Raw genomic sequence first — 19593 nt, forward strand, 5'->3', positions numbered from 1 at the left:
GCTTTGACAAGAAAGCACACGTTTTCTTGCACCAAAACGAACTTTCGACTCCGTTCATTGTTCTGAATTATTGTACTGCTCTTGCTTCATTTCTCCCTGCTTTGCAAAATAACCGCCTGAGCGTACACATGAACATGTGTAACCCAGACGGTTATGAACAATATCTAGTCATTACGAAATGAACTTATTTCTTGCGATAAAAGAATGTTTCTGCTGTCTCCAAGCCATACTGCCCAGGAGAGAAAATCTGCTCCGTACTACCCACGAATAAAACACCGCCTGGACGCAAACTTGCTGCAAACTTGTGATACAACAGGTTTTTGGCTTCCTCGGTGAAATAGATCATTACGTTCCGGCACACAATCAGGTCGTACCCATCATCGAAACGATCCAACAACAGATTTTGCTTCACAAACTTAACCGAACTTTTGAGCTTCTCATCAATTCGGTACACCAAGCCATCCTGCTTGAAGTAGCGCTCAGCCGTTTCCTTAGGTACATCTTTGAGCGAACGCTCCATATAACGACCTTCTTTGGCTTTGGCAATTGCTCCTTCGTCCAAATCACTTGCTGTGATCGAGCTATCCTTGAGAATCCCCATCGTATCAAGAATCATAGCTAACGTATACGGTTCCTCACCTGTTGAACAAGCCGCACTCCATACCTTCGCTTTACGCTTGGAACCTACCAGTTCAGGTAAAATCTGATCCCGAAGCACTTCCCAACGATTCGGATTACGCCAGAATTCGGATACGTTAATCGTCATACGATCCAAAAATTCATAGAATAGGGACTTATCCTTCTGCATTGCATCAAAAAAAATAGAAAATGTATTAAATCCGTTTTTGTTGCGAAGTGTGGTCAGCCGTCTTTTCATCTGGCCTTCCTTGTATTGAGCAAGGTCAATGCCCGTGCTCTCTTTGATTTTACGAATGAATCCGGCATAATCCGGGTCTAGTTGTTGTTCCTGCTCCAGCATCGTATCACCCTTCTGGTTAATAAATTACAACCAGGCTGCGATGCTCTTGTCGTACGTTACCAATTCCTCAGAACTAAAGAAGTTTGCTGCTTCACGGGTAGCACTTTCCGGCGAATCTGCCCCATGAATTAGGTTATGCGGTGTGTGACTAGCAAAATCTCCACGAATAGTACCTGGAGCTGCTTCTTTCACATTGGTCTTGCCGATTACGATCCGTGCTAATGCCACGATATCGTCACCTTCCCAAACCATCGCAAATACAGGTCCAGATGTAATAAATCCAACTAATTCATCGAAGAACGGCTTGCCTTCATGCTCGGCATAATGTCGCTTAGCTTGATCCTCCGTCATCTGCACCAGCTTGCCCGCAACCATTTTAAACCCTTTGTCCTCCAGACGGCTAACAATACGCCCTATCAAACCACGCTGCACACCATCAGGCTTCACCATTAAAAATGTACGATCCATTGGCTCACTCCTCACTCACGGTTCAAAGTTATTTCAATATGTAGACGCAATCCCTTTGATTGTAACATACAAGTGCATTTCCTCCCAATGAGGATTGTCACTTCTACATTCGTGCATGAGTCATTCAACTGCCAATCCTGAATTCAATCGACACCTGAAATTAATGAGTACGTTTAACGACAAAATGAGCAATATCACGCAAATTTTTGCTGGTCTTGATGTTAGGCAGCTGATCCAGAGCATCGAGCGCTTTCTTCATATATCGGTCAGCGAGTGCTTCTGCTTTAGCAATTCCTTGACTTTGGCGAATCATTCCAATTGCATCTGATGCGCTTGCACGTCCGTCCTCGTGTTGAACACGAGTAATTTCTGCTAGTAGTGGTTCACGTAACTGCTGTTCTTGTAATGCATAGAGCACAGGTAACGTAATATTTCCCTGCTTCATATCACTGCCCGGAGGCTTACCCAATTGCTTCTCTGTTCCAACCAGATCCAGCACATCATCTTGAATCTGGAACGCCATGCCCACATTATACCCGTAGGTATATAGCAGAGAAGATACTTCCTTGGGTGCACGTGTCGCAAGAGCTCCCAATTGACAGCTCACTGCAATCAGCAATGCCGTTTTACGCCGAATACGAAGAAGATAATTACGAACACTTTGTCCAGTGTTAAAAAAGTCGCGAATCTGCTCCATCTCACCGATGGACATCTGAACCATTGCCTTGGCCAGAATACGATGAATTGCCGGGTCGGATAAACCAGCAGTCAGTTGGAGCGCTTTCCCATAAATATAATCCCCGGTGTACATAGCAATCCGATTATCCCACTTGGATTTCACTGTCGGCTTACCCCTACGAGTTGCCGCATTATCAATGACGTCATCATGTACAAGGGAAGCCGAATGTATCAATTCGAGCGGAACCGCAATGAGCTTTAGCCGCTCAATATCATATGTACCGTATTTCCCACCAAGCAGCACAAATACGGGGCGTAAACGTTTCCCACCTGCTTTGAGCAAGTGAAGCGAAGTTTCACTCAGCAACTTTTGTTCCCCTTGAACACTGCGATATAACTCTTTTTCAATGTAATCCATATCTTTTTTTAGCAACCCGAAAATATCTAATAGTTTCATTCGTTCACCCGTATCAGCGTATTGTCAGTCCAAAAATCCATGCTTACCTTCCCCTCCAGCAATTCCGGCCTGCAGGCATAACGAAAGCCCGGGCTCGCCGTCCCTACTTGTGTTCTATATGTCGTGCCACATTTCTTCGAATGCCATGACCGACATCCGGGATTTAAACTCTTCGACGTATTCTGAAACAAGGATACAGAAGTTGCCGGAGTATGGGTCAAGGCTGTGTGCCATCACAAGCATTCATCAGCACTCACCAATACCCCGGGTGCGGGGCGACAACCAGAAGCATAATCTTCTTACTAGCCACAGGGACATAGTTAGCTTCCAGTTGTTAACCCCGTTCATCCGGTTCTCCCCATCGCTTGAAGAGCTGATGCGGTATGCGCAGACTATCCAGCACTTTACCCACCAAAAACATAATCAACTCGTCCATACTCTGAGGTTTGTAATAAAAAGCCGGCATCGCCGGAATCATGCGCACACCTAATCTAGAGAGCTTCAACATGTTCTCCAAATGGATTGCATGCAGCGGCGTCTCTCGTGGAACGAGAATTAACGGTCTCGCTTCCTTCATCATCACATCAGCTGCGCGAGACATCAGATTATCAGATGACCCTTGCGCAATAGATGAGAGAGTTCCCATGGAGCAAGGCATAATAATCATACCCTCGGCAAGATAAGATCCACTCGCAATAGAAGCTCCAATATCGCTAACGGGATGGTAGATGATTGAGCCGGAGCGGCCCCCGAATTTTTCCTCAAGCACAGCGTCACGGCTCGTGATATCCCAGTCCATTTCTTCTTTTAACACACGCCAGCCCGCATTAGAAATCACGAGATGCACTGTGTAGTCCAGATCAAGTAACGTTTCAATCAGCCTAATGCCATAAATGCTTCCACTGGCTCCAGTAATACCAACGACGAGGCGTTTATTGTCCGGCTGCTGCATCGTTACTTCACCGCCAGATCAATCAAAGTGAACGTAAACACCACAAGGCTAAGCACACTGTTCATCGTAAAGAATGCCGTTTGAACTCGGCTCATGTCATTAGGTGATACGATGTAATGTTCATAGAATAGAATACCGTACGTAATCAACATACCCGCACCATACCACCAGCTGAGATCAGTCATTAACAAGAGTGCTAAGAAACCGATCGCCGTAATGATATGGAAGAGCTTTGCGATGTTCAATGACTTAATCAATCCAAAGCGAGAAGGAATGGAATGCAAGCCTTCTCCCTTGTCAAACTCCAGATCTTGACATGCATAGATGATATCGAAGCCTGCTGTCCAGAATACAATCGTAACGTAGAGTACAATAGCTGTCCAATCCATCGAACCCGTAACCGCGACCCAGCCCCCAAGTGGAGCAAGACCAATCGTCATACCAAGCACGATATGACATAGCCATGTGAATCGTTTGGTATATGAATACAGTACTAGCATAAATACAGCAATAGGCAACAATTGCATGGATAACACATTAAGATTGGATGATGCCCAGAATAACAATACAAATGAAACAATAATGAAAATAATAACTTCGCCGTTCTTCAGCAATCCAGCTGGAATAGCTCGCATTGCCGTACGTGGATTCTTGCCGTCAATGGCCTGGTCAATAATACGATTGAGGCCAAATGCTGCACTTCGCGCACCTACCATAGCTAGTAGTACCCAGAAGATTTGCATCCAGGACGGGAAGGTGCCATTGACTAACATGGAACCGAGAATAGCTCCCATAAAAGCAAAAGGTAATGCAAAAAGCGTGTGTTCAATCTTGATCATTTCTAAAAAGATACGAATTTTCCTAAACATGCTGATTCTCCTTGGTTCCAATATGCAGTGCCGCGATGCCTCCGGTCAGAGGATAGGCCTGCACTTGCTGTAATCCGGTTTCTTCAAAAATGCTCGCCAGTTCCTTTCTTCCCGGAAATAGTGCCAGCGAGTCTGGTAGCCATTTGTACTGCTCATAACGCTTAGCAAATAGCTTGGCCATATTAGGCAACATATGTTCAAAATAAAAATAATAAATGCCTTTAAAAGGTTGCCATGTTGGTTTGGATAGCTCTAGACATACCACCTTGCCTCCCGGCTTCACAACACGTTGCATCTCAGACAGAACCTGTCTCAGATCCGGTACATTCCGAAGACCAAAACCTATCGTCACGTAATCAAACGTATTATCGTCAAATGGAAGTGACATTGCATTTCCTTGCACAAGTGTGATCTGCTTGTCACGATTCACTGCATTAATCTTCGTTTGGCCTACCTCCAGCATGTTACTGCTGAAATCGAGACCATGCATGTGACCCGTTTCACTTGCTTCCGCCATGGCAAGCGTCCAGTCGCAGGTTCCGCAGCACAGATCAAGCCCTGTGTCTCCTTGGGACATGTTCATCTTTTTCATCGTGAACTTACGCCAAGCTTTGTGCCTACGAAAACTTAGGATATCATTCATGACATCATACTTACCCGCAATACTCTGAAAAACCGAATGGACAAATTCTTCTTTCGGTTTGGTCTCTGTGCTACCCATTCGTCTCCCCCTCAATCTTCCCTAACTACCGCATGTGAAGGCTGCAAATAGGTGAGGTAAGGTTCCAAAATCGTCTGCACTTCATGCAAACTTTCACCCTCCACCTTGTCTTGCAATAATTGCTGTATGCGGTGTGTGCTATTACGAAGCTTGTCCAGCAAGATTTCACCAATTCGATACTTCAAAACCAGTCCAGCCCACGCACGCATATCTGGCTCAGGTTGACGAAGAACCTTCCGTTCCTCATCACTGCCCTGCTCATTGATACTCCAGAAGGCATAACTGTAAACAAAGCTTTTCTCATCATTTAGCTTCTGCAATTCTGCCACAATGTTCTCACAAGTGCTAAATTCCGCAAGCAGATGCTTCCAGATCGACTGATCCTTTTCTCTGATTATGTCTGTAAAAGAAAGAAACAGCTGCATTTTCAGCTGTACCGTTTCACGTAAGTATTCATCAGGCGAAACGACGAGCTTCTTCATACGTTCATATAATGACATCTTACCCACGTTAACCTCAGCGACTGCACCACTAAGTTTACCAATCATTTCGATCCGGTTGGCATGGGCAAGCAATTGATAGAATCGACTACTGAAATAATCGCCAGCGAGCACATTCAACTGACGAGATCGCATCTCCTGTTCTCTACGTGCTCCGGATAAAGTATCAATACGATCATGCGTATCCATGGCCAACTGAACGAGCGAGGTAGCTAGAGCATAAATTTCATCATGCTGCTTCTCATCTGTGCGGCTCACAAACACCTGCAACAGACGCGCTCGGCTATCCGGAAACGGTGGTATTTCCGTATGTTGTCGAATCATGTCGTAATCCGTATATTTTTTTGCTAGTTGGGGTACGCGATATGAATTCATTCTCCAGCCTCCGAGACTTTGCATTGTTAAACCTTTTTCTGCACTACAATCTTATATATTATAGCATATGTTTATCGGACACGCACTGAATCCTGCTATTCTATTACCCCTGGTTCAACATTTCGAACTGCTTCCTCCAGAGTTCCGTCACCATAATATGAAACCAGGCTTTTAATTCGTCAGATAACGCTGGACTATTCCAATTTCGCAGGCTATCAATTGCTTCCATCGGCCATTCATTGCGGCGAATATCCGCGGCAAGCAACAGATGTTGTTTATGCAGCCATTCATCCTCGGCCATAACACGAAGCAATACTTGTTCCACATTGTCCAAGCTCCGAAAACTCAGCTCGGCAATCGCAGCCATGTTGGCGTATATTTCACTATAGCTTGTTCCCGTTCCAATTACCTTTAAGTCGAGTTTCAAAATGGATTGCTTCCATTCTACTCTTGCGATGGGAGTTGTTAAATGCATAGAATTTAGCACATCCACCAAATTTTCATCGGATAATTCGTCTGGTGCTTTTGTTGCTGTGACTGGCAGTACGTGATCCTCGCCCCATGTACGTATATGTAAATTCTGTATCGCCACCAGCAGAAAAACTGCTGCAACCGTTGCTAACACTGAAGTGGTAAGGATCATTCCGGGTTTCATAAACGCCTCCCTGCCCTCACCTGTTAGTGTAGTCTGTCCGGTAAAGGCTCATACCTCATTGTACAATGAAAAAAAGCAGGCTATGCCTGCAATTTTCATTATTCGGACTGAATTTCACCATGCTTGGTAATCAGCGTAGCTTTGCCCCGGATTTTGATAGCAGAAGTATGATTCGTGAATTGAGCAAACATTACTTCTCCCTTGTCGAGCTTCTCTGTATGGTGAAAACGCGTGTCCTGGCCCCGAGTTAAGCCGATTACCTGTACACCGTTCTCTTCCGCTCGAATGACAATATAATCACTGCCGGTTGGATGGTCCATCACGTAACGTCCCCTCTCCTAGTTCAATAGCGTTAATGATGATTAAAATCGTTGCATTTGTCAACAGAGTCCTATCCATATGAAACGCAACAATTATTCAATGACGGGTCATACTACAAAATATCTAGTTACAGAAAGGAGAATTACTCTTGAAATACACTCCAGCAACACTAACAGAAGAACATGTGCACCAGATTCAAGAGGTTGAACAGCATCTCTCTGATGCCGCAGGCAAAGAACTGATTTTAATCGCTTATAGCCTGCAGCCAGAAGAAACGAATCCGTCAGACAGCCGTTCAGATCCACTTTAAAAGGGCAAAAGAAAAGGCCGTGAACAAGTCACGGTCTTTTTGTCGACATATGGAATATGTAGAAATCTTATTTAATTCCGTCTTTGAGCGCTTTACCTGGTTTGAATGCAGGAATTTTGCTCGCAGGAATTTCGATTTCTTCACCTGTTTGCGGGTTACGTCCTTTACGAGCAGAACGTTCGCGAACTTCGAAGTTCCCAAAACCAACCAATTGTACTTTGTCTCCGCTTTGAAGAGCCTCAGAGATTGCTTCGAACACGGCATCAACCGCTTTCGTTACATCCTTTTTGGACAGTTCAGTAGCTTCAGACACGTGTGTAATCAAGTCTGATTTATTCATTTGTTTTTCACCTCCTGAATCAATGTCCTGAATGTTATACTGTGTTTCCGTTTTATCGCGAAATATACGTTCATACGCAAAAAATCTACGTACATCTTGAGCGTGATGAACACCATTCTCCGCTTGCGGTTAACAGTTCTTTCCGGCAGAATGCCGCCTGAAACCAAGCGCGCTCCATACGCGGAACAAATTTTATACTAATACAGACAGCACACAATTTCAAGTGCGGTTGCGGTTTAACACGTAAAATGTAACGGCCAAGGCCAGGACAAGAACGCCACCTTTTACAATATCGTGTGTAAAATACTGTACATTCATCATCGTCAAACCATTGACCAATACACCAATTAAAACCGAACCTATAAATGTTCCAATCACGTTTGGTTTCCCCGCACCAAACACAGAGAACCCTACAAATACAGCCGCTACGGATTCCATTAACAACGGAGAACCAGCATCAATCTGACCGGAACCAACCTTGGATGCATAGATAATACCACCGATTGCAGCAAACACACCTGCTGCCACATAGGCGAGTGTTCTTACCTTTTTCACCTTGATTCCAGACAATCTAGCAGCCTCTTCATTCCCCCCCGTAATGTACATTTGACGACCATACTTCGTATACGTTAAAAAGATGTGAACGCCGATTACCGCAATGAGCAAAAGGATAACCGAAATCGGCATCCCTAGCCATTTTCCCTGTCCAATCTGCAAAAACGTTGGGTCCATCTCCCCCGCAGCTTTGCTTCCATCCGGAAATTGCATGTGGTTATAGATGGTATAGCCTTGTGCGTACGTTTTGTGAATCCCGCCGATGATATACATCATGGCTAGTGTAGCCAGTAGATCAGGGATACGGAGTTTCACAATAAGCAGTGCATTAAGAAGACCAATGACAGCGCCGATCACCAGCGGAACGATGATAACAACGGCTAACGGTTGTTGGTACCAGATCATCAAAGAGGCAGTAACCACCGTCGTTAGTGATACAGTTGCGCCAACAGAAAGGTCGAATCCATCCACAATTAGAGATAATGTGACACCAATCGCCACGAACGTCACGATCGAGATGGAACCTAGAATATCGGTTAAGTTGCTGTACGTAAAGAAATAAGGCAATTTAATGCCGAAAAATGCAATAACACCAATAATAACGATAATTGCTCCGTAACGGAACGCAAAATCTAATGATTTGTCCTTCATGCTTGCACCTCTTGTCCACCGCTTGCATAATATAGCAGCTGTTCTTGGTTAGTTTCGCCTCGTTTGAATTCCTTTACAATCTCACCTTCACACATCACAGCAATCCGGTCTCCAATGCCAAGTCCTTCATCCAATTCGCATGTGAAATAAATAACTGCTTTTCCTGCAAGAGCAAGTTGGTTAATGATCCGAAAAATATCACTTTTAGCTCCGATGTCTACCCCTTTTGTTGGCTCATCAAATATAAATACATCGGCCTCCGCGTTTAGCCATTTGCCAATGGCTACCTTCTGCTGGTTACCGCCACTTAAATACTTAACCTCCTGACGAACAGAAGAGGTCTTAATACCAAGTTGCTGAATTAATGATTCCGCGTTCTCCTTTTCCCTTTTACGACTCACAAAACCAAGCCGACTTAACCTGCTAAGCAACGGTAAGCTTAAGTTGCGTTCAACATTCTCATGAATCAGGACACCCTGCTTACGACGTTCTTCAGGCACAGAGACGATTCCCAGTGCCGCAGCATCAGCAGGTTCAGCCATCCTAAGCTTGTTATTGTTCAACCGTATCTCGCCTGCCTCCAGCCGATCTGCTCCAATTAAGAGACGTGAACATTCCGTCTTGCCTGCACCTACAAGACCTACCACAGCAAGCACCTCACCGCGGTGTACAGATAGATCAACGCCTTTAACCTTCAGCCCACGACGGAGTCCACGCGCTTCAAGCAACAGATCACCGATTGGTGCCTCAGTCTTAGGAAATTCTTCATCAAAGGACTTACCCAACATCTGAGTAACCAGATCGTTAATCGTCAATCCATTGGTATCCCCCGTAAACACATGCTGACCATCTCTCATCACCGTCACTCGATCACAATGACTCGTGACTTCAACAAGGCGGTGAGTAATGAAAATACATGCGACTCCGCGATCCTTCAGCAAATGCACGATACGAAAAAATGCATCCGTCTCTTCCTGACTAAGGGGGGCAGTCGGCTCGTCAAAAATAATAACCTTGGCTTCTTGAACCAAGATACGCGCGAGCAAAATCATCTGTTTCTCCGCAAGTGTAAGGTCGGCCACTTTCTTGTGCACAGAAATGTCTGCTCCCAATTGCCTCAACACCTCGCTAGCGCGCTGCTGCAGTTTTCGCGGACTCTTCCACCATCCCCCAGCAGAAGAGGCAAGTTGATCTAACATAATATTCTCTGCTGCGGTTAATTGAGGCACTAGGGCTGCATCCACTTCTTGATACACACAGTGGATCCCCTGGCTTTTGGCATCACCAGGAGAGTTCAAGCGTAGGATCTGGCCGTTCAGGTTAATCGAGCCCTGATCTAGCGGATAAGCACCGGAAAGAATCTTCATTAATGTACTCTTTCCGGCTCCATTAGCTCCAAGAAGTGCATGAATCTCTCCACCTTTTACAGCGAAATTCACATCTTTAAGTGCAGGAACGCCAGCAAACTGTTTATGGATATGTTCCATTGTCAGCAGAATAGATGCCGTTGTCATGATGTGTACCTCCAATCACTTCCTATGGGTGTATTTGTTGTTTTCTTTTTTATTCGTTAGAGCTTACTAACCTATATTCATCTGATCTTCTGTTGCTGGAAAAAGCGCGCCTCTCGGCGCGCTCGACTAACGCTTGTTGATTGCTATTAAGGAACATCTGGAGCAGGCTTATTTGGCAGTAATGCCGTAATCCTTCATCCAATCCTTGATACCCTGCGTACTTCCACCCCAGCCTTCTACATACTCTGACAGCTCCGAAGTAGAAATTTGTTTCTCAGGCAATGCTTCACGTTGTACATAAACCGGATTGAGCACCACTGCATCCTCTGTCTCGTCACCATTAATCTTCTGGTAAGCGTATCGAACTTGTACTCGTCCAATGTCCGTTGGATCAACTGCTGCGGATGCAACCCATGGATTTTTAGGGTCTTGGATCATTTGCAAGTCCTCATCACTCATATCGATACCATAAACTTTAATTTCATCGCGACCAGCTTGTTGAATTGCACGTGCTGCACCTTTAGCAAATTCATCCCATGCTGTCCACACTGCTGTAATTTCACCTTTTGGATATTGCTTCAGAATGGCTTCCATTTTTGCTTGAGTGTCAAGCGCTGGATTTTGAGCTGAGCCAAATGTAGCAATTTCTTTAATGTGAGGATTTTCATTCATGAACTTAGCGTAAGATATTTGACGGCGTTCCATCGGTGCAAATCCAGCTACCCATACTTTAACAATATTGCCTTGACCGTTGATGTCCTTTTTCATTTGTTCTAATGTGAGCTCAGCCATCTTCTGATCATCCTGAGACAGCACTGTAGCACCTGGAACGCTAATATCCGCATCAAATACAACAACTGGAATGTTTTGTTCTACAGCCTTTTTGACACCTGGTTCAAGCAACGAATCACCATGATCCGTCAGAATGGCATCAAACTTTTGGTTAATCGCACTATCGAGCAATGATACCATTTTCGCTTTATCGTTATCGGCAACAAACGTCGTCAGCGTGCCGCCGAATTTTTCAATTTCTTCCCGAACACCTTGTACGTATTGTTGTGAGAATGTACCTGTGTTGAATTCCATAATCAGAGCAACCCGTTTACCACTTAGCGGGCCAGTGACTGCTTCAGTCGCAGGCTTGTCCTCCGCTCCAGAAGCTGGTGTTGCTGCTGGCTCTTTTTTGATTCCGCATGCGGACAGTGCCAATGTAAACACGAGCAGTACACTTAACCAAACCCATTTCGTAGCTTTTCTCTTCATCTCTATTCCCCCTAGTCATTCTCTCTCTCTGTGATCTTGATCACAATAGTTGAATATTAATATAACGGCTAATCCCTAGTATGTAAATGGGTTTTAGTAATTTAAAGCTAAAACTCGCTAAGTTTTTTTTCGTAAAATCTGAACTTCCATCCAAATCCTCCAGAATCAAGAAAAAGCACAGTAAAAAGACCGCAAGGCATCCCTTGCGGTCTTTGATTTTACAGTATGATGGCGATTAATCCGCCTGATCCTTCGTTAATAATTCTTCCGAGCGTTTCTTGTAGCTTATAGCGTGCATTATCCGGCATCATAGCAATCTTGCCCTGAATGCCTTCTCTCACAATAGAATGCAATGAACGTCCGAACATATCTGAATCCCATACCTTGATCGGATCATTTTCGAAGTCCTGCATCAGGTATCTCACCAGTTCCTCGCTCTGTTTCTCCGTACCGATAATAGGTGCGAATTCAGACTCCACATCGACTCTAATCATATGGATCGAAGGTGCGGTTGCCTTTAAGCGAACTCCGAATTTAGTCCCTTGACGAATCAGTTCAGGTTCATCCAACGCCATCTCAGCCAGAGAAGGTGCCGCAATGCCGTAGCCGGTCGTTTTGACCATCTCCAGTGCCTCAGCGAAGCGATCATACTCTCTTTTGGCATGAGAGAACTCTTGCATCAGTTGTAACAGATGATCTTTGCCTCGAATCTCGATCCCCACAACTTCCACGAGGATCTGATCATACAACTCATCCGGCGCATACAGATCAATCTCAGCTACACCCTGACCCATATTCATTCCGCTCAGTCCAGCGCGGTCAATGAATTCGTATTCCATGAACTGAGCTACTACTCGATCCACATCACGCAGTCGACGAATATCCTTCACAGTGTCACGGACAGAATTTTCATAGTTGCTACGCAACCAGTGTGTATCATTCAGTACCATAACCCAGCTCGGTAAATTCACATTCACCTCATGTACTGGGAATTCATACAATACTTCACGAAGAACACCTGTCACATCGTCTTCCGTCATTGTCGCTGCACTCAGCGTCATCACTGGAATGTCGTATTTCGCTGCAAGCTCGTTACGCAATTGAAGTGCCTCTTCACTGCGCGGACGAGTAGAGTTGATGACGAGCACAAACGGCTTACCCACTTCCTTCAGTTCAGCAATAACACGCTCTTCGGACTCTACATAGGAACTCCGTGCAATCTCAGCGATTGTACCATCTGTTGTAACAACAACGCCCAGTGTAGAATGTTCCTGGATAACTTTCCGTGTGCCAATCTCTGCCGCTTCCTGGAACGGAATTGGCTCATCGAACCAAGGTGTAGAGATCATACGTGGGCCATTCTCATCCTCGTATCCCTTAGCTCCCTCTACAGCGTAACCTACACAGTCCACAAGACGTACATTGACATCCAATCCTTCGGCGACTTTGATCTGAACTGCGTTATTTGGTACAAATTTCGGCTCGGTGGTCATGATCGTTTTACCTGCTGCACTCTGTGGAAGTTCATCCACTGCACGGGCACGATCAGCCTCACTTGCGATGTTAGGCAGTACGATTGTTTCCATGAATCGTTTAATAAATGTTGATTTCCCCGTCCGGACTGCGCCGACAACCCCGAGATAGATATCCCCTCCGGTCCGCTCAGCAATGTCCTTAAAAATGTCTACTTTCTCCAATGAAATCCCCTCCCTAAATTACTCCGAAGGAAAAATGCTAAAGAGCATCCGCTTCGTTTTTTCAATCAGAAGACTGAAATCCCTGCAACGGTAGAGCCGCCTTTGTGAGTGCCCGGAAGTCGTCCGCCGCCGAACGTTGCATTCTGATGAAACCGGCGAAAGCGGCGTTAACTCGTACATGCAATTGGACTAGTATCATCTTATGTATCCGTATGCAGCATTATGACGCGTATTTTTGTTTTTTTCTTAAGGTTTTTGTCCTTAGAAAATTGCCCGGCTCCCGGACTGCGCGTCTTTATTACAATCTACCTTATGAGCGCTGTGCAATATTTATGACGCTTCGTTTTATTGGATTTCAGTGAATTTCATTGGAGATGCCTAACAGTCAAAGAACCCCGCTTTATTCGAACCAACGTATGCCAAAAAGGAGATATTCCTTGGACTGGAACTCTCCCTTTTAGGTGAAACCTATCTCATATAGATTACAATGAATTACTTTTTGCTACAGGAGCATTGCTCTCCCAAGCATAAGTGACTGATTTGACAGGGACAAAATATGAGTGTTCCAACAGATAATCACGTACGTCCATTGTCTCAGTAGGCGACTCTTCTGATTTCTCCACAGCCTGCATAATGTCAAAAGCATAATCCACATATACATTGCCTGCCTCATCTACCATAAAGGGCAGCTCTTGCCCTGAATACACACTATTAAGTGTTACCTCAGGTGCGCCAGCAACAGCAGCTTCTTTCATATCTACACCATGCAGACCAGGGTATAACTCTTCTCCTACAGGTAACTTGCCATTATGTACGGACTTATACTGGTTAACCATTCGTTGTACATCATTAACCTTCTGCACAGTCTGCAGATCCATAACTTTGATCGTTGGCTTTACCTCTTCATTCTGTATTAAGAAGTAAGCGCTACCACCGTTCTCAAAAGCCGTTACCGGTATTTCATCGATGTACCCTTGCTGCTTCAGCTTAGCGAGATCAACTCTGAACTTTTCGAATTTGGGCGTTTCCTCACCCGCATTAAGGATAGGTAATATTCCCTGATCTTGCTGAAAGGCTTCCACTGCAAGCTGTATTCGGCTAACACTTTCCCGATAGGCGACTTTGGGATCTGCACCACTTTGGGATTGATACATACAGCCACTACCCACTAAAGCAAATAACAGAAACAAGAATAAAGCGCTAATGTGCCGTCTTCTTCTACTCCACTGCGTGTTAGACGAGTTCTTGATCATCCGTATCCTCCTTGGATCTCATGCATGAAGTACAACGTAATTAACCAAAAAAATATTAAACTATCTGGCTGTTAGAATAAGTTTAGAACCAGTCATCATCTTCCTGTTGCTGACGCTCCAGTTGTTTACGAATCGCGGCTTTGAGAGGATCTTCAGGCACGTGAACAGACAATGAAGCCCCGACCTTGGCTTGGCAGGCCAGTCTCGTTCCTTGTTCCAATAACTGCCCCAGTTTACGTTTCTCTGCATCGGTCGGAGGGTACAACGCATGGGCATAGTCTTCATCGACTCTCACTTTACACATCAGGCAAGCCGCCTTCCCATCACAACGCGTCGTTATTTTTACGCCTGCACGGCGTGCGGCATTCAGTAAGGTTACGCCTGCTTTCAAACGAATACTTTTCTGATCAGGCAAAAATGTAATGATCTGCTCCATGTGCTCCCTCCTTTCTATTACGCATGCCAATCAAACCCGATAAGTTCACTAACTTCGGATCGAAAACGACTTGTCCACACATTTTGCTCACTGAGTAAAAGCATGAGGGATTGATGTTCATGTGGCTGCTTCCGAATCTGCTTCGCAATTGCTTCATACCGATCCACGCGTCCCCTCAATACGTTGAATAACAATTCATGAGCTAGCGGCATTAGTTTAACTGTGAATGCACCCATCTGAACACAAGGCGCATGCGCAGCGAGTAAACGATCAATTTCTACCCGATACCAGCTCTTTCTTGCCCATATCTCAAAACCACCGACTAGTTCCAACGCACATTCTCCCACCTGGTAATGGCTAAGTAAGGAAGCGTACGGGCCTGTCTTATCGATCTGTGGTTCGTCCAGAATTGTCCCAGGTGCAGTTCTATGTAACATTTTGGCCGCAGCAATATCCGCATAAATATCAATGTCTCTTGGCGCCTGTTGCAATTCTACCTCTTGCAATAGCAGCCCACAACTCCCTCCGAGCAGCCATGTGAAGGGTAATTTACTCCAGACCTTCGCGATTTCCAGCAGAGCAGCATGTAATTCCGGATAATCCGCTGTTCGTTCCCCCGTTTTATTCAGCTCCATCCGGGCTCACCTTCTTTCATCCGTGTTCATTGTGTCAGTTCTTATGATGTGCTTATTCGGATGTTATCCCTCAGTCTCTGGATCGGCTCAGGTTAGAGATGCAATTCCGCCGAAAAAGCCAATTAACATAATCAGAAATGCAATAAAGGACAATACCCCGCGTATAATACCTTTCGTTTTGGCACGAGCAAACGTAATCAGGAATACAGATAAACCCATAATCAGAATCGCAACCAATGACAGCCACATCTTGTCCATTGCGCTCATAATCCAACAGTCTCCCCTTCAGTCCGTTAATTCATCACTGACACCGTGACAATTGCAATTATTATAACACGAAATTCAACGCTTTTTTCCAAAAAAAAGACAAAAAGCAAGCTGGCAGAAGCCAGCTCACTTTTCATCTTATTCATCCACTGCCTATGCAGGCACGATCTATTATTTTTTCATCATCATTTTCATAAGCGATTCCATGCTGTTCGGGTTCAATCCGCTCTTCTTGACCGCACTTACAATATCCTGAACCGTATCTTCCGACACCGGAACTTTCGCCATAGCGGATACCTGCTTAATCAATTGGCGCAACTGAGCTTCGTTCTGCATCGTGGATGGTTTCACTGTGCTAGCCAATTTCTTGACAGCACCTTCCGTAATCGTTTTGCCTGTTTTTTTGTTGATCGCTTTCAGTGCATCCTTAGAAATATTGTTACCCATTCGTCTCCCCTCCTCCGGTAATACTCATGTGTATAGTATGAGTGCACCGCAGAAAAGGTGAATAAGCTTCCATATCCGTTCAACAAGGTACAACAATTAGGAGTGCCATTGTTCCCAAGTTTCAAGTTTCATAACTTCCATCTCCGTTTTGGGATCTCGACCCATTAGAGCCTCAACCGCATCTCGTGGCAGTCTCTCCTGAAAAAGGACATGATACAATTGATCCGCAATTGGCATCTGCACATTATATTTTTGTGAAATAAAATAAGCAGCCTGTGTAGTACGAATTCCCTCAACCACCATGCCCATTGAGTTCAAAACATCGTCTAATTTCTTACCTTGACCCAGCATAGAGCCTGCTCTCCAGTTTCGACTGTGTTGACTGGTAGCTGTAACTACCAGATCGCCGATCCCTGCCAAACCAGAGAACGTCAGTGGATTCGCACCCATCTCCACACCAATGCGTGTAATCTCAGCAAGACCACGTGTTAATAACGCCGCTTTAGCATTATCACCAAACTGAAGTCCATCGGACATTCCCGCACCTAGTGCAATGATATTTTTGAAGGCACCTGCCAATTCAACACCAAGCATATCTCGGTTCGTATACACCCGGAAATAGGCATTCATAAACAATCCTTGGGCTGACTCAGCAGCAGCCTTGTCCAGCGATGCGACTACTACTGTTGTTGGGCAACGCTTTACTACTTCTTCCGCATGACTCGGTCCTGAGAGGACAACGACTTGTCCTTCTTCACATTCAAGCTCTTCGGCGATAACGGTTGACATCCGTTTCAGACTCTCCGTTTCAAACCCTTTGGTTGCGTGAATAACGAGCATTTCCGGCTTGTAGTGAGCCTTAAGTTGTTGTGCCACAGCTCTCATTGCTGAAGAAGGTGCAACAATGACGATTGCTGATGCGCCTTCAACCGCAGCACCCATGTCCGTCGTTGCCCGAATCAGCGGGGACAGTTCAGCACCAGGGAGAAAGCGAGCATTCGTATGCTGTTCATTTATCTCAGCAGCCTGTTCTTCCCCACGTGTCCACATCATTACATTCAACTGATTCGCAGCGAGCACACTGGCAAGAGCGGTTCCCCAACTGCCCGCAACCAGTACAGCAACTTTTTTAGACAACGCGTTTTCCCCCTCCAGGGTTTTTCGATCCCAATTTATTTTCCTGTCCTTTGGCGAGCTTCGCAATATTGGTACGATGTCTCCAGAATGCAAACAGACAAATAATCAGACTTCCCCAGAAGATAGTCATTGAATATCCGGGTAAAACAAGAATAAAGATAGGTGTCAATGCAACAAAGATCAGTGACCCCAATGAAACATACCGTGTCAATACGATGGACAGGATTGCGACAACTCCGGCGCACAATGCAGGAACAAGAGAGAGTGTCGCAAGTACACCAATTGCCGTTGCAATTCCTTTTCCCCCGCGGAAACGGAAGTATAGTGGCCAGTTATGCCCTGCAATAGCTGCTATACCACAGATCGCTGGAATCCATTCCGAACCGCCGCTAAGCCAAACTCCAATCCATACCGCAGCGATTCCTTTGAGCACGTCAAGGAGCAGAACCAGAATAGCTGGCCCTTTCCCCAGAATACGCAACGTATTCGTAGCTCCTGCGTTACCGCTGCCATGTTGACGGATATCGATCCCCCGAATCGCCTTGGCAAGGAGGACACTAAAGCTGATTGAACCGAGTAGATAACTCAGTACAATCGCTGCGATTTGTAAAATCACAAACTTCTCCCCTAACTTTCGTCGGACTTCTTCCGAGTAAATATACGAATTGGCGTACCTTCAAAGTCGAACGCACCACGGATTTTATTCTCCAGGTACCGCTCATATGAGAAGTGCATCAACTCTGGGTCGTTTACGAAAATAACCATTGTTGGTGGTTTAACCGCTACCTGTGTTACATAGTTAATTCTCATTCTGCGACCTTTATCCGTTGGTGGTGGATTGATCGCAACAGCGTCAGATACGACATCATTAAGCAGATGTGTCTGAATGCGTAGTGCATGCTGCTGAGCCACATGTTGAACAACCGGTAGCAATTTTTGTAAGCGTTGTTTTGTTTTGGCTGACAAAAAGACCACGGGAGCATATGTCATAAACAAGAAGTGATCCCGAATTTTTTTCTCAAATTCATTCATGGTCTTATCTGTTTTGTCCACAACATCCCATTTGTTTACTACAAACAGTGAAGCTTTGCCCGCTTCAAATGCATAACCGGCAATATGCTTGTCTTGTTCAATAATGCCTTCTTCACCATTAATGACAATCAAAACAACATCGGCACGTTCAATAGCACGCATCGCACGCATAACGCTATACTTCTCGGTCGTTTCGTACACTTTACCACGTTTGCGCATACCTGCTGTATCGATTAATACGTAACGCTGACCATCCTTTTCAAACGGGGTATCAATGGCATCACGCGTAGTTCCCGCAACATCACTAACAATAACCCGCTCTTCGCCCAGGATCGCATTCACAAGTGAGGATTTACCTACATTCGGACGGCCGATCAGTGCTACACGAATAACATCATCATCATACGTCTCTTCTTCAAGTTCTGGTAACTTCTCCACGATTGCATCGAGAAGATCACCTACGCCTGTACCATGGCTACCTGAGACCCCAATCGGATCACCGAACCCGAAACCATAGAACTCATAAATCAGTTCGCTGCGCCCGATATTATCCACTTTGTTAACGGCTACAACGATAGGCTTACCTGAGCGGTACAGCATCTCTGCAACTTCTTCATCTGATTGCGTAATTCCCGCTTTGGCGTCACACATAAATACAATAACATCCGCTTCTTCAATCGCAAGTTCTGCCTGCATGCGGATGGATTTCATAATGACGTCCTCGCCGTCAATCTCGATACCACCTGTATCGATAATACTGAATGCTTTGCCGTTCCATTCACCGATTCCATAAATCCGATCTCGGGTAATGCCCGGCTTGTCTTCCACAATGGCCAGCCTGTCGCCGATAATCCGATTAAATATAGTGGATTTACCCACGTTCGGTCGTCCGACAATTGCCACAACGGGTCTTGCCATACATTCCACTCCTCCTGTCCATACTTTACGATACTCATCATAGCAAAAAACACCTGTCTTGGCTAACCTTTCGTACCGTAATCCTCGTAATAACAACAATCGGCGAACCCGCCTGGGGCTCGCCGATCTTGCTTTTATTGTTCAGCAAAATATGCAGTATATA

At 45.3% G+C, this 19593-nt stretch carries 23 protein-coding genes; 1 reads left to right on the forward strand and 22 read right to left on the reverse strand.

All coding sequences use genetic code 11. The features are described 5' to 3' along the window. Positions 1-184: 184 nt before the first annotated feature. The 9 genes from V6W81_RS18540 to mtrB form a co-directional block, all read right to left on the reverse strand. Entirely contained in the window at positions 185-979 is a 795-nt protein-coding gene (locus V6W81_RS18540; protein ID WP_128102548.1) for a CheR family methyltransferase, read from the reverse strand. A 24-nt stretch (positions 980-1003) separates the two neighbouring features. After that, positions 1004-1447 (reverse strand): nucleoside-diphosphate kinase, encoded by a 444-nt coding sequence (ndk, locus tag V6W81_RS18545; RefSeq protein ID WP_056696723.1) that lies wholly within the window; start codon positions 1445-1447, stop codon positions 1004-1006. A 160-nt stretch (positions 1448-1607) separates the two neighbouring features. Further along, positions 1608-2582, reverse strand: a complete 975-nt coding sequence (locus tag V6W81_RS18550) for a polyprenyl synthetase family protein (RefSeq protein WP_338540029.1) — start codon at positions 2580-2582, stop codon at positions 1608-1610. A gap of 334 nt (positions 2583-2916) precedes the next feature. Beyond that, positions 2917-3534 (reverse strand): UbiX family flavin prenyltransferase, encoded by a 618-nt coding sequence (locus V6W81_RS18555; protein WP_338540030.1) that lies wholly within the window; start codon positions 3532-3534, stop codon positions 2917-2919. A gap of 2 nt (positions 3535-3536) precedes the next feature. Continuing rightward, positions 3537-4403, reverse strand: a complete 867-nt coding sequence (locus V6W81_RS18560; protein WP_338540031.1) for a UbiA-like polyprenyltransferase — start codon at positions 4401-4403, stop codon at positions 3537-3539. Further along, complete coding sequence (locus V6W81_RS18565) at positions 4396-5124, reverse strand: demethylmenaquinone methyltransferase (RefSeq protein WP_056696715.1); 729 nt, start codon at positions 5122-5124, stop codon at positions 4396-4398. Before V6W81_RS18565 ends, V6W81_RS18560 begins: the two co-directional genes overlap by 8 nt. Before the next feature lie 11 nt (positions 5125-5135). Beyond that, entirely contained in the window at positions 5136-5999 is an 864-nt protein-coding gene (locus V6W81_RS18570) for a heptaprenyl diphosphate synthase component 1 (RefSeq protein ID WP_338540032.1), read from the reverse strand. Between the two features lie 103 nt (positions 6000-6102). Further along, positions 6103-6654 carry a hypothetical protein gene (locus tag V6W81_RS18575; protein WP_338540033.1) on the reverse strand — a complete coding sequence of 184 codons (552 nt, stop codon included), beginning with the start codon at positions 6652-6654 and terminating at the stop codon, positions 6103-6105. 98 nt (positions 6655-6752) lie between these two features. After that, the gene (mtrB, locus tag V6W81_RS18580) at positions 6753-6974 is read right to left on the reverse strand and encodes a trp RNA-binding attenuation protein MtrB (protein ID WP_056696710.1); all 222 of its coding nucleotides are present in this window, start codon (positions 6972-6974) and stop codon (positions 6753-6755) included. Positions 6975-7123: 149 nt separating this feature from the next. Between mtrB and V6W81_RS18585 the strand changes: the two genes are divergently transcribed. Continuing rightward, positions 7124-7285 (forward strand): hypothetical protein, encoded by a 162-nt coding sequence (locus tag V6W81_RS18585; protein ID WP_239287140.1) that lies wholly within the window; start codon positions 7124-7126, stop codon positions 7283-7285. Between the two features lie 67 nt (positions 7286-7352). On the opposite strand, the gene V6W81_RS18590 is transcribed toward V6W81_RS18585, so the two are convergent. From V6W81_RS18590 to der, 13 genes are all read right to left on the reverse strand, one after another. Further along, positions 7353-7625: an HU family DNA-binding protein gene (locus tag V6W81_RS18590; RefSeq protein WP_024630670.1), complete on the reverse strand. Its 273-nt coding sequence runs from the start codon at positions 7623-7625 to the stop codon at positions 7353-7355. A gap of 219 nt (positions 7626-7844) precedes the next feature. Next, positions 7845-8831, reverse strand: coding sequence for an ABC transporter permease (locus V6W81_RS18595; protein WP_145047478.1), 987 nt, complete (start codon positions 8829-8831; stop codon positions 7845-7847). Next, positions 8828-10345, reverse strand: a complete 1518-nt coding sequence (locus V6W81_RS18600) for a sugar ABC transporter ATP-binding protein (protein ID WP_338540034.1) — start codon at positions 10343-10345, stop codon at positions 8828-8830. The genes V6W81_RS18595 and V6W81_RS18600 overlap by 4 nt, the downstream gene beginning before the upstream one ends. A 168-nt stretch (positions 10346-10513) precedes the next feature. Next, the gene (locus tag V6W81_RS18605) at positions 10514-11608 is read right to left on the reverse strand and encodes a sugar ABC transporter substrate-binding protein (protein WP_338540035.1); all 1095 of its coding nucleotides are present in this window, start codon (positions 11606-11608) and stop codon (positions 10514-10516) included. 218 nt (positions 11609-11826) lie between these two features. Continuing rightward, positions 11827-13305: a stage IV sporulation protein A gene (gene spoIVA, locus V6W81_RS18610; RefSeq protein WP_056696702.1), complete on the reverse strand. Its 1479-nt coding sequence runs from the start codon at positions 13303-13305 to the stop codon at positions 11827-11829. Between the two features lie 482 nt (positions 13306-13787). Then, positions 13788-14558, reverse strand: coding sequence for a hypothetical protein (locus V6W81_RS18615; protein ID WP_338540036.1), 771 nt, complete (start codon positions 14556-14558; stop codon positions 13788-13790). 82 nt (positions 14559-14640) lie between these two features. Further along, positions 14641-14994, reverse strand: coding sequence for a 2Fe-2S iron-sulfur cluster-binding protein (locus V6W81_RS18620; protein WP_145047481.1), 354 nt, complete (start codon positions 14992-14994; stop codon positions 14641-14643). Between the two features lie 17 nt (positions 14995-15011). After that, positions 15012-15629, reverse strand: a complete 618-nt coding sequence (locus V6W81_RS18625; protein WP_338540037.1) for a hypothetical protein — start codon at positions 15627-15629, stop codon at positions 15012-15014. An 87-nt stretch (positions 15630-15716) separates the two neighbouring features. Continuing rightward, entirely contained in the window at positions 15717-15896 is a 180-nt protein-coding gene (locus V6W81_RS18630) for a DUF2768 family protein (RefSeq protein ID WP_145047483.1), read from the reverse strand. Between the two features lie 171 nt (positions 15897-16067). Beyond that, positions 16068-16343, reverse strand: a complete 276-nt coding sequence (locus tag V6W81_RS18635) for a stage VI sporulation protein F (RefSeq protein WP_056696692.1) — start codon at positions 16341-16343, stop codon at positions 16068-16070. Between the two features lie 96 nt (positions 16344-16439). Next, positions 16440-17480: an NAD(P)H-dependent glycerol-3-phosphate dehydrogenase gene (locus tag V6W81_RS18640; protein ID WP_145047484.1), complete on the reverse strand. Its 1041-nt coding sequence runs from the start codon at positions 17478-17480 to the stop codon at positions 16440-16442. Then, a complete protein-coding gene (gene plsY / locus V6W81_RS18645; RefSeq protein ID WP_145047485.1) occupies positions 17473-18096 on the reverse strand; it encodes a glycerol-3-phosphate 1-O-acyltransferase PlsY in 624 nt (207 codons plus the stop codon). The genes V6W81_RS18640 and plsY overlap by 8 nt, the downstream gene beginning before the upstream one ends. A gap of 11 nt (positions 18097-18107) precedes the next feature. Continuing rightward, entirely contained in the window at positions 18108-19430 is a 1323-nt protein-coding gene (gene der, locus V6W81_RS18650; protein ID WP_056696686.1) for a ribosome biogenesis GTPase Der, read from the reverse strand. Positions 19431-19593 lie beyond the last annotated feature (163 nt).

It is taken from the genome of Paenibacillus tundrae (assembly GCF_036884255.1).
GTDB lineage: Bacteria > Bacillota > Bacilli > Paenibacillales > Paenibacillaceae > Paenibacillus.